18 protein-coding genes are annotated in these 19,283 nt (G+C 53.8%); 12 read left to right on the top strand and 6 right to left on the bottom strand.

Going from position 1 to position 19,283, the window contains the following annotated elements:
- Positions 1-103 precede the first annotated feature (103 nt).
- The 6 genes from ABXT62_RS02435 (at position 104) to ABXT62_RS02460 (ending at position 5,420) form a co-directional block, all read left to right on the top strand.
- Positions 104-568 carry a MaoC family dehydratase gene (locus tag ABXT62_RS02435; protein ID WP_415356960.1) on the top strand — a complete coding sequence of 155 codons (465 nt, stop codon included), beginning with the start codon at positions 104-106 and terminating at the stop codon, positions 566-568.
- A 41-nt stretch (positions 569-609) separates the two neighbouring features.
- Positions 610-1,527, top strand: coding sequence for an SDR family NAD(P)-dependent oxidoreductase (locus ABXT62_RS02440; RefSeq protein WP_415356961.1), 918 nt, complete (start codon positions 610-612; stop codon positions 1,525-1,527).
- A gap of 51 nt (positions 1,528-1,578) precedes the next feature.
- Positions 1,579-2,757, top strand: a complete 1,179-nt coding sequence (locus ABXT62_RS02445) for an acetyl-CoA C-acyltransferase (RefSeq protein WP_415356962.1) — start codon at positions 1,579-1,581, stop codon at positions 2,755-2,757.
- Positions 2,758-2,840: 83 nt separating this feature from the next.
- Positions 2,841-3,818: an NADPH:quinone oxidoreductase family protein gene (locus ABXT62_RS02450; RefSeq protein ID WP_415356963.1), complete on the top strand. Its 978-nt coding sequence runs from the start codon at positions 2,841-2,843 to the stop codon at positions 3,816-3,818.
- 10 nt (positions 3,819-3,828) lie between these two features.
- Positions 3,829-4,995, top strand: coding sequence for an iron-containing alcohol dehydrogenase (locus ABXT62_RS02455; protein WP_415356964.1), 1,167 nt, complete (start codon positions 3,829-3,831; stop codon positions 4,993-4,995).
- Positions 4,992-5,420 carry an acyl-CoA thioesterase gene (locus ABXT62_RS02460; protein WP_415356965.1) on the top strand — a complete coding sequence of 143 codons (429 nt, stop codon included), beginning with the start codon at positions 4,992-4,994 and terminating at the stop codon, positions 5,418-5,420. Before ABXT62_RS02455 ends, ABXT62_RS02460 begins: the two co-directional genes overlap by 4 nt.
- An 18-nt stretch (positions 5,421-5,438) precedes the next feature.
- On the opposite strand, the gene ABXT62_RS02465 is transcribed toward ABXT62_RS02460, so the two are convergent.
- The 5 genes from ABXT62_RS02465 to ABXT62_RS02485 are packed head-to-tail and all read right to left on the bottom strand — an operon-like array spanning position 5,439 to position 10,500.
- Positions 5,439-6,626, bottom strand: a complete 1,188-nt coding sequence (locus ABXT62_RS02465; protein ID WP_415356966.1) for an MFS transporter — start codon at positions 6,624-6,626, stop codon at positions 5,439-5,441.
- Positions 6,627-6,647: 21 nt separating this feature from the next.
- The gene (locus ABXT62_RS02470) at positions 6,648-7,847 is read right to left on the bottom strand and encodes an acyl-CoA dehydrogenase family protein (protein WP_415356967.1); all 1,200 of its coding nucleotides are present in this window, start codon (positions 7,845-7,847) and stop codon (positions 6,648-6,650) included.
- A gap of 32 nt (positions 7,848-7,879) precedes the next feature.
- On the bottom strand, positions 7,880-8,995 hold the full coding sequence (locus ABXT62_RS02475; protein WP_415356968.1) for an acyl-CoA dehydrogenase family protein: 1,116 nt from the start codon (positions 8,993-8,995) through the stop codon (positions 7,880-7,882).
- Positions 8,996-9,019: 24 nt separating this feature from the next.
- Entirely contained in the window at positions 9,020-9,676 is a 657-nt protein-coding gene (locus tag ABXT62_RS02480) for a TetR/AcrR family transcriptional regulator (RefSeq protein WP_415356969.1), read from the bottom strand.
- Positions 9,673-10,500 (bottom strand): SDR family NAD(P)-dependent oxidoreductase, encoded by an 828-nt coding sequence (locus ABXT62_RS02485; protein WP_415356970.1) that lies wholly within the window; start codon positions 10,498-10,500, stop codon positions 9,673-9,675. The genes ABXT62_RS02480 and ABXT62_RS02485 overlap by 4 nt, the downstream gene beginning before the upstream one ends.
- Positions 10,501-10,864: 364 nt before the next feature.
- Between ABXT62_RS02485 and carA the strand changes: the two genes are divergently transcribed.
- The 5 genes from carA (at position 10,865) to feoB (ending at position 17,961) form a co-directional block, all read left to right on the top strand.
- The gene (gene carA, locus ABXT62_RS02490; RefSeq protein ID WP_415356971.1) at positions 10,865-12,007 is read left to right on the top strand and encodes a glutamine-hydrolyzing carbamoyl-phosphate synthase small subunit; all 1,143 of its coding nucleotides are present in this window, start codon (positions 10,865-10,867) and stop codon (positions 12,005-12,007) included.
- A gap of 6 nt (positions 12,008-12,013) precedes the next feature.
- Positions 12,014-15,235, top strand: a complete 3,222-nt coding sequence (gene carB / locus ABXT62_RS02495) for a carbamoyl-phosphate synthase large subunit (RefSeq protein WP_415356972.1) — start codon at positions 12,014-12,016, stop codon at positions 15,233-15,235.
- Positions 15,232-15,708, top strand: coding sequence for a transcription elongation factor GreA (gene greA, locus ABXT62_RS02500; RefSeq protein ID WP_415356973.1), 477 nt, complete (start codon positions 15,232-15,234; stop codon positions 15,706-15,708). Before carB ends, greA begins: the two co-directional genes overlap by 4 nt.
- A 188-nt stretch (positions 15,709-15,896) precedes the next feature.
- Complete coding sequence (locus ABXT62_RS02505) at positions 15,897-16,145, top strand: FeoA family protein (protein ID WP_415356974.1); 249 nt, start codon at positions 15,897-15,899, stop codon at positions 16,143-16,145.
- A 10-nt stretch (positions 16,146-16,155) separates the two neighbouring features.
- Positions 16,156-17,961, top strand: coding sequence for a ferrous iron transporter B (gene feoB / locus ABXT62_RS02510; protein WP_415356975.1), 1,806 nt, complete (start codon positions 16,156-16,158; stop codon positions 17,959-17,961).
- A gap of 87 nt (positions 17,962-18,048) precedes the next feature.
- Here feoB and ABXT62_RS02515 read toward each other — a convergent pair whose 3' ends face one another.
- Positions 18,049-18,360, bottom strand: a complete 312-nt coding sequence (locus tag ABXT62_RS02515) for a YhbY family RNA-binding protein (protein ID WP_415356976.1) — start codon at positions 18,358-18,360, stop codon at positions 18,049-18,051.
- Positions 18,361-18,452: 92 nt separating this feature from the next.
- On the opposite strand from ABXT62_RS02515, the gene rlmE reads away from it, so the two are divergent.
- Positions 18,453-19,079, top strand: a complete 627-nt coding sequence (gene rlmE, locus ABXT62_RS02520) for a 23S rRNA (uridine(2552)-2'-O)-methyltransferase RlmE (RefSeq protein WP_415356977.1) — start codon at positions 18,453-18,455, stop codon at positions 19,077-19,079.
- The last annotated feature ends 204 nt before the right edge of the window (positions 19,080-19,283 follow it).

Genomic DNA, 19,283 nt, shown 5'->3' on the forward strand with positions numbered 1-19,283 from the left:
ACCATCTTTCGCTATCAGCGCCCACAGTGGGGGTGGGTGAAACAGCATCGATCGACAACAATCAACCGTTTCTGTTGCAGCAAAAACCGATGAGGAGCACACCATGGCAGTAAAGATCGTACCCAAAGAAGAAATGTTGGACGCTATCGGCACTAAGTTTGAGCCCGGCGAGTGGATTGAGGTGACACAGGATCGTATCAATGTCTTTGCCGATTGCACCGAGGATCATCAGTTTATCCACGTGGACGAAGAAGCAGCAAAAAACACGCCTTTTGGCAGCACCATCGCCCATGGCTTCTTGACCCTGTCCTTGCTGTCTAAAATGGCCGAAGGTAACGGCGTTATCCCTGAGAACATCGTCATGGGCCTCAATTATGGCTTTGACAAGGTGCGTTTTCTGTCGCCAGTGAAATCAGGTAAGCGCGTTCGCGCGAACGCAGAAGTCGCTGATATCGTCCGCAAAGATGAGAATCGATTTCTGATTAAGCAGGTGATTTCTGTAGAGATTGAGGGAGAAGACACTCCTGCCTTGGTCGCAGAATGGTTGAGTATGGTTATTGCCGGCTGATCAGCCGGCCTATTTATTTTTCTATTGAGAGGATTTCAGTAATGTCTATTCGTTATGACGGTAAAGTCGCAATCGTTACCGGTTCTGGGCAGGGCTTGGGTCGCAGCCACGCCATCGAGCTGGCTAAACGTGGCGCGAAGGTTGTAATCAACGATCTGGGCGGCGGTGTTGATGGTTCAGGTGGCTCATCCGATGCTGCCAAGGCTGTTGTGGCAGAAATTGAAGCGCTGGGCGGTGAAGCGATAGCCAACGGTGCCAATGTCGCCAAATACGACGAAGTTGAGGCTATGGTAAAGCAGGCGATGGAGAAGTGGGGCCGTGTTGACATCTTGGTCAATAATGCCGGCATTTTGCGCGATAAAAGCTTCACCAAAGGCAGTCTGGATGACTTTAAACTGGTACTTGATGTTCATCTGATGGGCAGTGTCAATTGCACCAAGGCCTGTTGGGATATCATGCGTGATCAGGCCTACGGCCGCATCGTGGTCACCACATCGTCATCAGGTCTGTACGGTAACTTTGGTCAGACCAACTATGGCAGCGCCAAGATGGGTGTTATCGGCATGATGAATACATTGGCTCAGGAGGGTGCAAAATATGATATCCGCATTAACGCCCTAGCGCCTACGGCCGGTACCCGCATGACCGAAGGTCTGATTCCTGAGGAGGCCTTTGCACTGCTGACGCCTGAGACGGTAACACCTGCGGTACTGTATATGGCCAGTGACGACGCTCCCAACAAGACAATCATTTGTGCTGGTGCCGGTGCCTATTCAGTCGCCAAGATTATTGAAACCGATGGCGTCTGGCTAACACCTGAAGATCAGACCCCCGAGGGTATCGCGGCCAACTGGGATGCGATTACTTCTTCGGAAGGTCAAACACAGCCCCAGGCAGGTTTTGAACAGACGGTAAAATTCACCGGCAAGGCTATGACAGGCCTGGGCCTGAATAAGTAAACATTGACTCAAGGGGCCTTCATTGGTGCCCTGTTATTGGAGAGAAGAGACATGAAAGAAGCAGTTATTGTATCCACCGCTCGCACCCCGATTGGTAAGGCCTTTCGGGGCGGTTTTAATAATCTTGGTGGGGCGACTTTGGGCGCAGTTTCGGTGGCCGAAGCCGTCAGGCGTGCCGGTATTGATCCGGCTCGCGTCGAAGATGTGATTATGGGCAGTGCTTTGCAACAAGGCGCCACCGGCTCCAATATTGCGCGTCAGATTGCGTTGCGGGCCGGCCTGCCGATTACCACTTCTGGTATGACAATAGACCGCCAGTGTTCATCGGGTTTGATGGCGGTAGCGACGGCTGCGAAGCAGGTCATGTACGACGGTATGGACTGTGTGATCGGTGGTGGACTGGAGTCTATCTCGCTAGTGCAAAATGAACACATGAATCTGCACCGCATGGTAGACGACGAGTTGATGGCGATTGAGCCCAATATGTTCGTGCCGATGCTGCAGACAGCGGAAATTGTCGGTCAGCGTTACAATATTTCACGTGAGGCGATGGACGAATACGGATTGCAATCGCAGGAACGCACCGCAGCGGCGTATGCCGCTGGCAAGTTTGCCGATGAGCTGGTAGACGTGACCTGTAAACGCATTGCCTGGGACAAAGCGACTGGCAATTCCTCAGAAGTCGAAGCGACTGTGTCTGCCGACGAAGGTTTGCGTGGCACGACACTGGAAGGTCTTCAGGGGCTGAAGACTGTGGTCGAAGGTGGCACTATCACTGCCGGCAACGCATCCCAGTTGTCTGACGGTTCTTCTGCTCAGCTGATTATGGATTCAAAAGTGGCTGAAAGCGAAGGTTTACAGCCCTTGGGCCTATACCGTGGAATGGCGGTTGCCGGTTGTGCTCCCGATGAGATGGGAATCGGCCCGGTCTTTGCTGTGCCCAAGCTGCTTAAGCAGCACGGTCTGACGGTTGATGACATTGGCCTATGGGAACTCAACGAAGCCTTTGCCGTGCAGGTGATTTATTGTCGCGACCAGTTGGGCATCGACAACGATAAGCTCAATGTGAACGGCGGCGCTATTTCTGTTGGGCACCCCTATGGCATGAGTGGTTCTCGCATGATCGGTCACGCGTTAATCGAAGGTAAGCGCCGTGGTGTTAAATACGTCGTGATTACAATGTGTGTCGGTGGCGGCATGGGTGCAGCAGGCTTATTCGAAGTCGCGTGATACTGCACTGAGTAAAACGGCGCTTGCGGGCGCCGTTTTTGTTTTTGTCTGCAATACCGACTTCGATGACCTGAGGAATAACTATGAAAGCAGTGACATGCAAAGAACACGGTCTGCCGGATAAATTGGAGTTGGTGTTGGACTGGCCGGAACCCGAAGTGGGTGAGCACGATGTCTTGATTGACGTTAAAGCTGCGGGTCTGAATTTCCCCGATGTGCTGATGATACAGGGCAAGTACCAGTACCAGCCTGAGATGCCGTTTATCCCAGGTGGCGAGTGTGCGGGAGTAGTGGCAGCAGTCGGAGCCAACGTCAGTCGGTTCAAGGTAGGAGACAAGGTGCTATCCGCCGGTGGCTCCGGCGCATTTTGTCAAAAAATTGCGGTCAGTGAACTTAGCGCGTTTCCCATGCCCGATGGGCTGAGCTTCGAGCAGGCCGCTGGCGTTAGCATTACCTACTTTACCTCCTACTACGCCCTCAAACAGCGGGCCAATATCCAGCCTGGCGAAACTTTGCTGGTGCTGGGAGCGGCCGGAGGTGTCGGGACCAGTGCTATTGAACTGGGTAAACAAATGGGCGCCAAGGTGATTGCTGCAGCAAGTAGCGATGAGAAGCTTAAGCTATGCAAGAAGTTGGGTGCCGATGAACTCATCAACTACAGTGAAGTGAACCTGAAGGATACCATCAAGGAATTGACGGGCGGAAAAGGTGTGGATGTAGTTTACGACCCGGTGGGTGGTGATTATGCAGAGCCGGCGCTTCGCGGTATGGCTTGGAACGGTCGTTATCTGGTGATTGGTTTCGCCAGCGGTCCAATTCCCAAGATCGCACTCAACCTGGCTTTGCTCAAAGGCTGTTCTATCGTCGGTGTATTCTGGGGACGCTTTACAGGCGAGGAGCCCGAGGTTAATTTAAAGAATATTGAGGAGCTGTGGGAGCTGTTCGCCAGTGGCGAAATTAGTCCTGTGGTAACCGACAGCTTTCCTGTCGAGCGGTATGAAGAAGCCTTCAACTGTATGATAGAGCGTCGCGCACGCGGCAAGGTCATTATCACCATGTAGGGAGTCTGGGATGCAGAGCTTTGAATTCACTGCGGTCGCTAGAATTATCAATGGGGTTGGCAGTGCACTGGAACTTGCAGCCCAGTGTAGGCGCTTGGGTGTAGAGCGTCCTCTGCTGGTTACCGATCCTGGATTGATGTCTATCGGCTTGATACAGCCAGTGCTTGCCGCGCTGGAAAAAGAAGGGCTCTCACCGTTGGTGTTTGACCAAGTGCGCGAAGATCCACCCGAAGCTACGGTACTGGCTGCCGCCGAACTGGCGCGCCGTGGCAATATCGATGGCGTCATCGCGGTTGGCGGTGGCAGTTCAATGGACGTGGCCAAGGTGGTGGCAGTACTGCTTGGTTCTCAGCAAACACTATCTGAGCTGTATGGAGTGGATCAGGTAACCGGCGGCAGATTGCCATTGATACTGGTGCCTACAACCGCAGGAACAGGTTCCGAGGTGACACCGGTGGCGGTTATCACCACTGGGGAGACGACCAAGGCCGGGGTCTCGTCGCCGGTATTGTTGCCGGATGTGGCAGTATTGGATGCCTCGCTAACCTTGGGCTTACCGGCCTCTATTACCGCCATGACCGGTGTTGATGCCATGGTTCACGCCATCGAAGCTTACACGTCCCGGCATAAAAAAAACCCCTTGTCCGATAATCTGGCCGTTAAGGCCTTAGCGTTGTTGTCGCGCAATATTCGCACCGCTGTGCATGAGGGTGGTAATCGTGAGGCGCGAGAAAATATGCTTTTGGGCGCCTGTCTGGCAGGTCAGGCATTTGCGAATGCCCCCGTCGGCGCGGTACATGCATTGGCGTATCCGTTGGGCGGCCACTACCATATTCCCCACGGCTTGAGTAACTCGCTCGTGTTGCCTTGTGTGTTGGAGTTTAATGCGTCGCATGCGGAGGAACTCTACGCAGAGCTGGCTGAGGTGGTGATTGGAGCCCCGGTTGCGGGCAGCGCCAGTGCCAAAAGCGCGGCATTGACGGCTGCACTGCGTCAACTTGTCGACGATGTAAAATTGCCTGCTACATTGCAACAGGCCGGAGTGAAAGAAAGCGATCTGGAAATGTTGGCCAGTGATGCCATGCTGCAGCAGCGCCTGCTGATGAATAATCCGCGGGACGTGTCTTATGAAGACGCGCTATCCATTTACAAAGCCGCCTACGGAGGTGGCGCATGAGTCAGGAGGCACTACCCACGCGGGCCGACTACAAAGTGTTCTACCCGATCTCTACGCGCTGGTCTGACAATGATATTTATGGCCATGTGAACAACGTGGCCTACTACGCTTATTTCGATACCGTGGCTAACCGCTACCTCATTGAAGAGGGCGGGCTGGATATTAGTGACGCTACTATCGTTGGCTATGTGGTGAGTTCAGGTTGCGAATATCATGCTCCTATTGCTTATCCCGAGTCCGTAGAGGCCGGTTTGCGTGTAGACCGGCTCGGCAATAGTTCAGTGCAATACGGTATTGCCATTTTTAGGGAGGGTGAGCAGGTCGCGTCTGCACATGGTTATTTCGTGCACGTTTTTGTTGAGCGAGCGGAAAATCGTTCTGTACCGATTCCGAAAAACCTGCGCGTGGCACTGGAGCGCCTTTAAGTACCGATGCGTTGTTGATCAGCGGTCATTGATGACTAACACCACCAGTACAATAAAGAGCACCCCAGTGCTGAACAGCGGTGCCAGAGCGGTGTGATACTGATACAACCCGCCGGCGCAGATGGGGCCGATCGCAAACCCTATTGCGGGACATGAGCTTACCAGCCCCGCAGCTGCGCCTTGTTCCTCCGTCGATACGGCCAGCGAAGCACCCGCGGCAATCGAAGGCATGCAAAGCGCCATACCGATGCCGAGAAAGGCCATGCCAACAGACAGGACCATAAAGGTTTCAAAGCCCGAAATCACCGCCGCGCCTATCAGCATGAACAGTAAGCCAATGCGAACGAACTGCGTGGGCCGCAATTGCAGCCGTTGCATCACGGTGATCTGAGTTAGGAACGTAAACGTGGCGCAGACCAGCAAAGCTGCGCCGGTCATTTGCGCCGTCTCAATGCCACTGAGGTGAAGTTTATCCTGCAGCTGGAATCCTAGGGTCTGTTGTATGCTAGAAAACCCAATGAACAAACCAACGGCGGTGATCAGTAGCAATGTAATGCGTTTATCCGTATAGCGCAGCTTTCGTGAGGACTTGCGATTTGTGTGTTGCGCATCAGGTGTAACCGGTAATTTTCGCCATACCACCATGGCGGCGGCAGCGGCCAAGGCGGCAGCAAAATACAGGGGGGCCAGCAGGCCAAAAGTGGCCAGAGCGCCACTCACGGCAGGGCCAAGAATGGTGCCCATGCTGTTAGCGGTGCCCAGTCGAGCCATGGTTTTTGTGCGTTCGTCTCGACTGGTATGGTCGGCGGCGTAGGCCGCGCTGGCGGGGCCAGTGGCTGACATGACAATCGATTGGCAGCAGCGCGTTATCAGCAGTATCACATAGAGTAACGTGCCGCTGAGCAGACCGGTCATCCCCGCATAGAATACACTGGTAAACAGCACGGTACCCACCGTATATCCGATCAATCCGGTGATCATAATCGGTTTACGCCCAATGCGATCGCTAAGCCGGCCCCAATGCGGAGCGGCAAGCCCGAAAATTAATGCGGATAGCGCGATAATAGACGTGATTTGCAATTCGCCTAGATGCACTTCTCGACCTAACGGCGCGAGGATGGCAAACACCAGGGACTGTCCCATCCCGGTGGACATAAGCGCCAGGATGAGGACAGTCAGCTGTTGGCGAGTCAGTCTTCCTGACAAGGGAAGGCCTGCCGCGCAGGGCTACTTGAGTTCAGAGGAAGATTTCTCTAGTACCCGGCGCGCCACGATCAATTGTTGTATCTGCTGTGTACCTTCAAAGATATCCAGAATCTTGGAGTCACGCGCGAATTTCTCCAGCAGAATATTTTCGCTATATCCCAGACTCTGACACAGAGCCACGCAGCGCAGAGTGATGTTATTGCCCACGCGGCCGGCTTTAGCTTTGCACATGGACGCTTCCATCGAGTTGGGCATTTTGTTGTCCGCCATCCAGGCGGCCTTCAATACCAGCAACCTAGCGCCGTGCCACTCGGCTTCCATTTGACACAGTTCTGCTTCCACTGCAGTGAGGTTGGCCGGCTTTTTGTCGAACTTTAGTTCCACGCCTTCCTCTTTCAGTAGCTCGCGAGACATGTCCAGCGCAGCGCGCGACGCGCCGATAGCCATAGCCGCGACCGGGGGGCGCGTATTGTCAAAAGTTTGCATGACACCACCAAACGCTTTCTTGCGGCCCTCTGCATCTGTTGCCAGTTCCGCGCTGCCAAGGATATTGGTTTTGGGAATTCTGCAGTCGTTAAAGCTGATCGCCGCTGTATCAGACGCTCGTATGCCAAGCTTGTGTTCCAGTCGGGTGACTTCGCACCCGGGCGTGCCCTTTTCGACAATGAACGATTTGATAGCGGCTTTGCCGAGTGACTTGTCCAGCGTGGCCCAGACGACCAGCGTGTCGCTGCGCTCGCCATCGGTGACATAAATTTTCTCGCCGTTAAGCACCCATTCGTCACCATCCGCCACGGCCGTGGTGCTGATGCTGGCGGAGTCCGAGCCGGTGCCGGGTTCGGTAATACACATGGCGGCGTAGCTGCCGCCGTATTTTTTTACTTGCTCGGGTGTACCTACCGCGGTAATCGCGGCGTTGCCCAAGCCGCTGCCGGGCATGGCTAAAAATAGACCGACATCACCCCAGCAGAGGCCAAACAAACCCACTACGGCCCCCATGTTGCCGCCATTCACCACAGTGCCTGCTGGGATAGATGTCTTGGGGCCTGAAGGGGCAGAACGCGCACCGCCGATCAATTTGGCGACCTCTTCCATTTCCTTGGGGTAGGTGTGTTCTTCCTTATCATACTTGCGCGAGTAGGGGCGCATCATGTGTTCGGCCAACATCATGACCTGTCCGAAAGTTTCTTCATGCTTCTTGCTGAGTTCGAGATTAATCATTGCTTTTGCTCCTGAATTCGAAAGTCATAGGGTCAGACGCTGGCCATGCCTTCCAGCATGGCGATGGCGCGAAGATCTCGATACCACAGCTCCACTGGATGCTCGGTGCAGAAACCATGGCCGCCCAGAAGTTGTACGCCGTCGGTGCCGATCTTCATCGCGTGTTCAGCGCAGAATACTTTAGCGAGATAGGCGTGCTCATGAAAATCCAGACACTGTTCCGCCCGTGATGCCGCGCGCCAAGTCATCAAGCGCATAGCCTCTAGCTCAATGGCAATGTCAGCAATCATGAACGCCACAGATTGACGGTTGGTGATAGGCTCGCCAAAGGCAATTCTCTCGTTGCAGTAGGTTTTAACGTAATCCAGTACCGCCTGGCAGGTGCCTACCGCGAGGGCGCATATGCCGATACGGCTTAGGTCAATAAAGCGCTGTAGATCAAAGGGACCTTCGCCCAAAAGGGCGCTGGATGGCAGTTGCACATTGTCCAGCGTTAGCGTCGCTAACTGCGCGCCGTGCAGCCCCATATTCTCTTCTACAGTGCGCGTCATGCCTGTGGGAGTACCCTCGACAATAAAGGCCGCAGGGTCGCCATTTTCCATGTGCGCAATGATCAGCACCAGTTCCGCATCCATGCCCAGTGGCACCATGGATTTGGTCCCCGACAGACTAAATCCTTCGCTGTTGGCCGTGGCACTCGTTGCGGGTTCGGTGGGTTCAAAGGTCGCTCGCGGCTCTAGTAACGCCGTGGTGGCTGCTTTGAATTTCTCTGAGCAAAAGAGCGGCAGGTATTTTTCGCGCTGTGCGTCCGAACCTTGATCTATCAAGGTGTTGATAAAAGCTGCGGGGCTTATGGACCCTAAGGCCAGAGATAAATCACCGTGTGCGAGATCTTCCAAGATCAACGCGTTGGAGGAGGGTGAGCGGTCGACACCCGCGCCGCCCAGGGCTTCTGGAATAGGTAGCAGCGAGATTCCGAGCTCGACAGTTTTAGGGTAAAAGTCCTGCGCTGGACTGTCACCGGCGTCTACGATTTTGGCCAGTGGTCTTATCTCTACGGTAGCGAAGCGCTGCATGGTTTCGCGATTCATACGCTGATCGTCCGTCAGGGTCAGATCGAATATCAGGTCTTGAGTTTCGTCGGTCATTGCGTGCTCTCTTGTTTCATGGGGTTATGGCGTGGTCAGGCTGGGAGCCTGCAGGCCGCCGATGAGGTAGTCAACCAGATGGTCTAGCAGGGTGTCCTCATCAAAATGGCTAAGGTCTCCCAGTGGTGTGTGTGTGAGCCAGAAAACTTCTGCAACGCCGTGAAACACATTGGTGCTCATGAACATCAGTCGCAACCGTCGGACCGGCGTGGGCAGTGCGGGCAATTCTTCTGCTAAAGCTCGGTCCAGCCGCTGCGAGAAGGGCGCACACATTGCATTAACCATACTGGAGATTTCGGCATCACTCTCACTTACCAGTCGGGACAGGAACTTTACCCCGTCTGCGCCCCAGCGTTGTCTTGCGGGCAACTTTACTAGCGGGCGCAGCGTATCACGACAAGCACTGCGCAGTGACCGCTTCGATAGATGCTCTGGCCGCAGGGCGGTAGCAATATGTCCTAATTCATTGGCAATCATGTCTATTAGCGCTTGGATTACGCCCGTTTTGTTGTGAAAGTGGTAATGCATCGCCGCGGAGTTTTTTGAGCCTGCCTCGATACTGATGCGACGCAATGAAACCGCATGCAGGCCTTCACGGGCATAGAGTCGCAATGCCATTAGCAGCAGACGCTCGCGGGTGTCTGCATTTTTCTCCGATGTTGCATGGGCGAGTGTGGTCATGTCACTAACTTAGTAGAGGCATTCCTGGTCAGTAGTCCTAGGATCTGGGGGTAGCGCACAGGAAATAGGCGGCACACAAGGGAAAAAAGTCTGGCATCCATGCCGATTAGGAGGCGTTTCTTGTGTTTCTCGATGGCAGCAATGATTTGCGCGGCGGCTTTTTCCGGGCTCGTGTGCGCCAATTTCTGAAACTCCGTGTCACGCTCGTCGGCATTGACGTCAGAATCTTCGCTGCGTGCAGCGCGAGCAATGTTGGTCTTAATGCCACCGGGGTGCACGCAACAGACGTGGACGTTGCTGCCGTCCATCTCTTGGCGCAGGGCTTCAGTGTAACCACGCACAGCAAATTTTGCCGCATTGTAAGCCGATTGAGTGGGCGCGGAAAACAGACCAAATACCGAAGAAATATTCACTAAGTGTCCTTGTTGGGATTGGCGCAAAAGCGGCAAAAAGGCCTGTGTGCCGTAAACAACACCCCAAAAGTTGACGCCCATCAGCCATTCGAAGTCTTCGTAGCGGTTGTTCTCGACGTTTGATATGAGAGCGACGCCGGCATTGTTGATAACGATGTCAACGTGCCCTTTGACCTCGGCGATCTTTTCAGCCCAAGCATAGACGCTCGTTTTGTCAGCGACATCCAGAACTTGCCCATCGGCAGGGACATCTTGACGCGGCAGTAATGCAAGGGTTTCATTCAGGCTAGCGGCACTGATGTCGCTCAGGAAAAGCTCGCAGCCCTCGCGGTTTAGTTGCAGTGCCAGCGCGCGACCGATACCTGAGCCGGCGCCAGTGAGCGCCGCAATTTTGCCATCCGCATAGGTCATAATTAGGCCTTTCTTGTCCTGTTAGATGGACATGATGATAGGGATTTTTTTCATTAAAGCAACTGCTTTAGAGAATTTTTGTCTTCGGCCGATGTGTAAGACCCATGGGCTTATTGGGGTCAGGGCGATTGAACTAAAATCGAAATCCTGTGTGAATCACGAGACAGTGGTCTGGACACTATGGAGCGCATCCCCTACAATCTCACGCCAGATTACGCACCCCCGACTAGCGCATCGGGAGCAGTGTGCACCTGCGATTAATTACAGCTGTATTGATGTAAAAAGGCGAGATGCGGTTCACCGTATCTCGCCTTTTTGCGAGCGCGCGCAGCTGGCGTTACGCCACTGAACGATGGAGGTATGTTTGTCCATTCCGGCCATATTAGCCCTTGAAGATGGCAGTATTTTTAGAGGGTTGGCAATAGGCGCCACTGGGACCTCAGTGGGCGAGGTGGTATTCAATACCGCCATGAGTGGCTATCAGGAAATCCTCACAGACCCTTCCTATGCGCGCCAGATTGTCACTCTGACTTACCCCCATATTGGTAATACCGGTACGAACGACGAAGACGAGGAGTCCAATGCGATTTGGGCGACGGGTCTTGTGATCAGGAGCTTACCTTTGCTCGCCAGCAATTATCGTAACCAGCAAGGGCTCTCCGAGTACTTATGTCGCCATAATATTGTTGCGATTGCTGAAATTGATACGCGTCGGCTTACCCGTATTCTGCGCGAGAAAGGTGCCTTAAGTGGTTGTTTGATGGCGGGTGAGGGGGTTGACGAAGCGGATGCCCTAGCGCAGGCGCGAGATTTTGCCGGCCTTCAGGGTATGGACCTCGCCAAAGAAGTCACCGCAACCCAAAGCTACACGTGGCGGGAAGGTAGTTGGGCTATAGGGGCGGGCCACACTGAGCGTGCTAAAGCTGATTTGCCTTGGCATGTTGTGGCCTACGACTTTGGCGTCAAACGCAATATTTTGAGGTTGTTGGTTGATCATGGTTGCCGCCTGACAGTGGTTCCTGCTCAGACCCCGGCAGCCGAAGTCCTCGCCATGAATCCAGATGGTATCTTCCTGTCCAACGGCCCGGGTGACCCAGAGCCATGTCGCTATGCGGTTGAGGCTATTCAATCTATTCTTGCAACAGATGTCCCCGTGTTTGGTATTTGTCTGGGCCACCAGTTGCTGGGCCTGGCGAGTGGCGCGGCGACTGTAAAAATGAAGTTTGGCCATCACGGTGCCAACCACCCGGTAAAAAACCTGGACGACGGGACGGTCTTGATCACCAGCCAGAACCACGGGTTCGCCGTTGATGAGCATAGTCTGCCGGACAACTTACGCATTACCCACACGTCTCTTTTCGACGGTAGTCTGCAGGGGATGCATCGCACCGATAAGGACGCCTTCAGCTTCCAAGGTCACCCAGAAGCTAGCCCGGGACCGCATGATGCTGCGCCGCTGTTCAAACACTTTATTGAATTGATCACTGCACGGGCCCAAAAGAAGTAAGCCACTATGCCGAAGCGTACTGACATAAAAAGCATTCTGATCCTCGGTGCAGGCCCTATTATTATTGGTCAAGCCTGCGAGTTTGATTACTCTGGTGCGCAGGCCTGCAAGGCGCTGCGCGAGGAAGGCTACCGGGTCATTTTGGTGAACTCCAACCCCGCCACTATTATGACCGACCCTGCAATGGCCGATGCTACCTATATCGAGCCCATCGAATGGCAGACGGTGGCCCGTATTATTGAAATAGAGCGCCCCGATGCTCTGTTGCCCACCATGGGCGGCCAGACGGCACTCAACTGTGCTCTGGACCTGGCCCGTGAAGGTGTGTTGGAGGCGCATGGCGTGGAGATGATAGGGGCCAGCAAAGAGGCGATCGACAAGGCAGAAGATCGCCAGTTGTTTGATAAAGCGATGAAGAGCATAGGTTTGGATACGCCGCGTTCTGTTATCGCCCACAGCCTCGAGGAAGCTTTTCAGGTACAGGATTCCATCGGTTTTCCGTGCATTATTCGCCCCTCTTTTACCATGGGGGGGTCTGGTGGTGGCATCGCCTATAACCGCAGTGAATTCGAGGAAATTTGTCGGCGCGGACTGGATTTATCGCCGACCAATGAGTTGTTGATAGACGAATCTCTCATCGGCTGGAAAGAGTTCGAGATGGAGGTGGTTCGCGATAAAAACGACAACTGCATCATTGTCTGTGCGATTGAGAACTTTGATGCAATGGGCGTGCACACGGGTGATTCAATCACTGTGGCGCCCGCACAGACACTAACCGATAAAGAATATCAGATTATGCGCAATGCCTCTGTGGCGGTGCTGCGTGAGATTGGAGTGGAAACTGGCGGTTCCAATGTGCAGTTCGGGCAGGATCCGAAAACCGGTCGTATGGTGATCATTGAAATGAACCCCAGAGTGTCCCGCTCCTCGGCATTGGCATCCAAGGCCACGGGTTTTCCCATCGCCAAGGTGGCGGCCAAGTTGGCAATTGGTTATACGCTAGATGAGTTACTCAATGACATTACCGGCGGCGTAACGCCCGCGTCCTTCGAACCCTCCATTGATTATGTTGTTACAAAGATTCCCCGCTTTGCGTTTGAAAAGTTTAGCGGTGCAGACGATCGTCTCACTACCCAGATGAAGTCCGTGGGTGAAGTGATGGCCATAGGCCGGACATTCCAGGAGTCTCTGCAAAAAGCACTGCGAGGCCTCGAGGTGGATTCCGCCGGATTTGAACATATGATCGACGTGGACGACCCTGAGCTGCGCACTGAACTCGTATCAGAGCTTACCAACCCGGGGCCAAACCGTATCTGGTATCTCGGAGATGCCTTCCGCGCGGGGATGAGTTTGGACGAGGTGTCTCGCTACTCTGGTGTGGACCCTTGGTTCCTTGTGCAGATCCAGGATATTGTGTTTACGGAGGACAGCCTAAAAACGATCAGTCTGGAAAAGATTGATCATGCGAAAATGTTTGAACTCAAGCGCAAGGGCTTCTCAGACGAACGCCTTTCGGTATTGCTGGCTGCGTCGGAGACGAAAGTGCGGGAGCACCGCCACAGCTTGGGTGTGCGTCCGGTGTTCAAACGGGTGGATACCTGTGCGGCAGAGTTTGCCTCTACCACAGCCTATATGTATTCAACGTACGAGGAAGAGTGCGAAGCGGCGCCCACAGAGCGAGATAAAATTCTGATATTGGGCGGTGGCCCCAACCGTATTGGTCAGGGTATTGAATTCGATTATTGCTGCGTGCATGCGGCGTTGGCATTGAGCGAGGATGGCTATGAAACCATTATGGTCAACTGCAATCCAGAAACAGTCTCCACAGATTATGACACCTCCGACCGCCTTTATTTTGAGCCAGTGACGCTGGAGGATGTTCTTGAAATCGTCGATTTAGAGAAGCCCAAGGGTGTGATTGTGCAGTTTGGTGGCCAGACCCCGCTCAAGCTCGCACGGGCACTGGAGGCTCATGGCGTGCCCATTATAGGCACGACGCCGGATGCGATCGACCGAGCGGAGGATCGTGAGCGTTTCCAGAAAATGATACAGAAGCTGGAGTTGAAGCAGCCTAACAATACGACGGTGCGCAGCACTGAAGCAGCAGTAGAGGCGGCCAAGGCCATTGGTTATCCTCTGGTAGTGCGGCCTTCCTATGTGCTCGGTGGTCGTGCCATGGAGATCGTCTATCGTGAGGAAGACCTGCTGCGCTATATGCGCGACGCAGTGCAGGCTTCCGATGAAGCTCCGGTGTTGTTGGACAGTTTTCTCAGTGCAGCGATTGAGGTGGATATCGACGCCGTTAGTGACGGTGAAGAAGTCGTAATCGGCGCGATCATGCAGCACATTGAGCAGGCTGGCGTGCATTCAGGTGACTCCGCCTGTTCCCTTCCGCCCTACAGCCTAGATGCTGAGGTGCAGGATGAAATGCGCGCGCAGGTGAAAAAAATGGCATTGGAACTAGGCGTCAAAGGACTGATGAATGTGCAGCTGGCTTGGCAGGACGATGAGATCTACGTGATTGAGGTCAATCCGCGTGCCTCGCGCACCGTGCCGTTTGTGTCCAAGTGTATAGGCGTCTCCCTCGCCAAGATTGCCGCCCGCTGTATGGTGGGACAAACGCTGGCCGAGCAGAAGTTTACCCGCGAAATTGTACCGCCTTACTTCAGTGTCAAAGAGGCGGTATTGCCGTTTAACAAATTTCCGGGCGTGGATCCGATTCTGGGGCCGGAAATGAAATCCACTGGCGAAGTCATGGGCACGGGCGACACCTTCGCCGAGGCATTTGCCAAGGCCCAGTTGGGCGTTGGTACTGGAACGCCTACCGGGGGTGCCGCTCTGCTCAGCGTCCGCGATGTGGACAAGCCTGGTATTGTAGCGGTGGCTCAGGACCTCTCAGATTTGGGGTTCTCTCTGGTGGCAACGGGCGGTACCGCTCAGGTACTGGAGCAGGCGGGCCTCACGGTACGCCGGGTGAATAAGGTGACCGAAGGCAGGCCTCACATCGTGGATATGATTAAGAACGATGAGGCAGATTTTATCGTCAACACCACCGAGGGCAGGCGTGCTATTGAGGACTCGGCTTCTATTCGCGCCAGTGCTGAATCGCACGGTGTATTTTACACAACCACCCTGACGGCCGCAGAGGCAATCTGCATGGCATTGAAGTTCAAGGGTGAAAAGACAGTGCGGCGTCTTCAGGATCTGCACAGGAGAATTGACTCATGACTAGGTTTCCGATGACATTGGCTGGGGAAACTACGCTCAGAAAAGAACTGGATCGATTAAAAAAGGTGGATCGGCCGCGCATTGTGCAAGCTATCGCAGAGGCGCGAGCACACGGCGACCTCAAGGAGAATGCCGAGTATCATGCGGCGCGTGATCAGCAGAGTTTTGCCGAGGGTCGTATCCTGGAGATTGAGGGGAAGCTGGGCAACGTCCAAGTCATTGATATCACGGCTATTCCCAAGACAGGCAGGGTGATCTTTGGCGCCACCGTTGATCTCATCAACGTGGGCACAGACGAGACTGTGAGATACCGCATCGTGGGTGAAGATGAGGCCGATGTGAAGAGCAATATGATTTCGGTGGGCTCGCCCATTGCACGTGCTCTGATAGGGAAAGAAGAGGGCGATGTGGTCGTCGTCAAGGCCCCCAGCGGTGATATCGAGTACGAAATTGACCAGGTACATCACCTCTGATTTAGGGGATTGGTCGCCTCAAAATGCTATGGCGCGGGCGTCAAGGGTTGCTGCTATCGATTGACGCGGGCGCTATCATGTTTTGGAAAAATGTCTCGCTTTAAAGGGGCAATTTTCAGTCAAATCAATAATGCAAATAATTCTCATTTAGATTATCATCGATTTTTTAGTTCAGCCGCAAGAGCACTATGAGCCTCTCCCTTTGGGCCCTAAAAACGGGTGACCACTGCGAAATTCTGGGTTACGACGACGCTCTCGATGAGAAGTATCGTATTCGTTTAATGGAATTCGGTTTTCACCGCGGCGAATCAGTGTCTTGTCTGCATTCGCTCGGTTTTGGGGCGCCTAAAGTCTACCGCGTCAGCAATACGGTCTATTCATTGGACGATGAGGTTGCTACCCACATTTTGGTTAACATTATTCCTAGTCATGCCTAAAGTTCTCCTGATGGGCAGCCCTAATTCGGGCAAAAGTATGTTGTTCAATCGCCTGACGGGGCTGCACCATAAGGTGGCCAATTTCCCGGGTATCACCGTGGATGTCAGTGTTGGTCGAATGCAGGCGATGCCAGATTTTGATCTGGTGGACTTCCCGGGGACATACTCGCTACAGGCTATTTCGGCGGACGAGAAGGTCGCGGTGGAGAACTTCGAGCGGGCGTTAGTAGACCCCAATGTTGTTCAGGTACTGTGTGTTATTGATGCTACTCGGCTGGAAAAAAGCCTCTACTTTACCCTGCAGGTTATTCGCGAGTGCGTGCGGCACGGCAAGCCGGTCTCTGTATTGGCTAATATGATAGATGTACTGGACACGCATAAATTAAGTTTGGATACGCAGGGGCTGTCTGCTGCATTGCAGACGCCAGTAATGCCGACCTCTGCACGCTCTGGAAAGGGCTTGGAAGCGGTTATCAACGAGCTTAAAGCAGACCATGCTGGCATGAGTAGCGCGTATGTGGAGCTGCCCGATGAGCAGTTGCGTGCGAAAGCACACGAACTCGCACATCGCTTTGGCCCCAAAGGCGATGTGTTGATCAGGAACCAGACCCGATTGGATAGTATTTTTCTCCATTCGGTGATCGGCGGTGTTGCCTTTTTCTTTATTATGTACCTGTTGTTTCAGTCCATATTCACCTGGTCCGCACCGTTGATGGATGCGGTCGAGTATGTGCTCAGCACAATGGCGGACTGGATTGTGCCTTTGATCAGTAATCAGGTGGCGAGGGACTTTACCTCTGACGCACTGTTTGGCGGAATCGGCGCTTTTTTGGTCTTCGTGCCGCAAATTTTTGTGCTGACTTTTATTATCGGGTTGCTGGAAGACTCGGGCTACATGGCGCGAGCTGCTCTGATCTGTCATAAACCGCTGCGCCTGTTCGGCCTCACAGGAAAAAGCTTCATTCCCATGCTGTCGGGGGTGGCTTGTGCCATTCCCGCGATCTACGCGGCGCGCGCGATCGACTCACCACGCAAGCGGTTGCTGACCTATATGGCAATCCCGTTGATGCCCTGTTCTGCTCGATTGCCGGTTTACACGTTGCTGATTGCCGCCTTTATTCCCGCGGGAACGGCACTGGGCGGACTGCTCGGATGGCAGGGCATGGCCATGTTTGCTATTTATTTTTTTGGTATGTTTTGCGGGCTGCTGGTAACGGCATTGGTATCACGCACCAGTAAGGATCATTATAACGACCTGCCTTTTGTGCTGGAGCTGCCACCCTACAGGCTCCCTAGCATGCGACCTCTATTGCGTAATTCCTGGAACCGCTCAAAACACTTTGTAACCAAGGCCGGCAAAATCATATTTGCGGTGACGGTTGTTATTTGGATACTGGGCTATTTCCCGAACTACGGTACTGATCTGGGTGCTTCTTGGTTGGGATATATGGGCCATATCATCGAGCCATTGTTCGCCCCGCTAGGTCTTGACTGGCGCTATGGCGTTGCCATTTTAAGTTCCTTTCTGGCGCGGGAAGTATTTGTCGGCACACTGGGGACTATCTTTGGGATTGAATCTGCGGATGAGCACATGGCTCCATTGGTGCAGCATATTCAAAACAGTGACCTTGCCTTGGGGTCGGGCATTGCGCTACTGGTTTTTTTCGCCATCGCACTGCAATGTGTTTCGACATTGGCGATCCTTGCGAAGGAAAGCCAATCCAATTCGTTGGGGATAAAACTGTTCGTCGGATACTTTCTGTTTGCTTATGTTGCAGCGATTATGGCGTATCAACTGACCAATTTTTTGACCTGACACCGATGGCTGCCAATCCATTCTTTCGTATTGAAATAGCCTGATCTACGTCGATATCAGCTGCGCCAGCAGCGCGTAAGCGCTTGGTTAGAGCGGCTTGATTAGATTGGATAATCGCGGGTCAGGCGCGGCAGAGCGGCGCAGCACGACAATGACGCTGCCAATACTCTGTACCATTTCGGCTCCGGTTTGCTTGCAAATCTTCTCGGCCAGTGCGGCGCGAGCCTCACGCGAGCCCACGGCGATTTTGACTTTGATCAACTCATGGTCGGTTAGGGCTCGATCAAGCTCCGCGCTGACAGTCTCGCTAAGGCCTTTGCCAGCGATAGTGACCACTGGATTGAGCTTATGACCTATAGCGCGCAGCTGTTTGATGTCGGGTTTTGTTTTCTTACTCATAGTCTTTCCAATGTACAATGCCCATCACTGCCGGGGCGGGCTAGTCTACACAAGCCGCCCCGAGCAAGAAACCGAAATTACAGTGGTCTCCTATGGCGAAGAAACGACCCTCCAGTAAAGCATGGCTAAAAGAACACCGCGATGACCCCTATGTGCAGCAGGCCCAGCGAGAGGGTTATCGCTCACGGGCGTGCTATAAGCTGCTGGAGCTGCAAGAAAAGGATAAATTTATCCGCCCCGGCATGACAGTATTGGACCTGGGTAGTGCGCCGGGCGGTTGGTCGCAGGTGGCGATTGCCCGGGTGGGGGATCACGGCAAGGTGATTGCCTCGGATATCCTGCCCATGGACGGATTAGCCGGTGTGACCTTCATTGAGGGAGATTTCACCGAAGTGCAGGTCTTTGACAGTATTATTGCGGCGCTTGATGGCAAACAGGTGGATGTGGTCATTTCCGACATGGCACCCAATATGAGCGGGGTGAGCGCCGTAGATCAGCCTCGCGCGATCTATCTGGTGGAACTTGCCTTGGATATGGCGCAACAGGTATTGGCCCCCGGGGGCACGTTTGTCACCAAAGTGTTTCATGGAGAGGGTTTTGATCAGGTGTTTCAAGCCACGAAAGGCTATTTTGTCAAGGTGTTGACGCGCAAACCGAAGGCTTCCAGACCCCGCTCAAGGGAGGTGTATATGGTGGCAAAAGAGTTCCGTGGCCCCTGATAATTGTATTATCGGACACCTTGAAACATGGAGACATTGCCCCAAGTATAGTAAATTGTAACTGAATGAATGGGTGAATCGAGCCTGCCAATGCGCCGCTGGGCGCTATTTGTCACCTTTCTTTATCAGACGCGACGGCATTCGGCAGTAATGTGACGCGTTAAGGGCACCGTATTCGTCCCCGTTACTGCTGCAGTGCAGTGC

Origin of the sequence: Halioglobus sp. Uisw_031 (assembly GCF_047729875.1) — a bacterium.
Taxonomy (GTDB): domain Bacteria; phylum Pseudomonadota; class Gammaproteobacteria; order Pseudomonadales; family Halieaceae; genus Marimicrobium.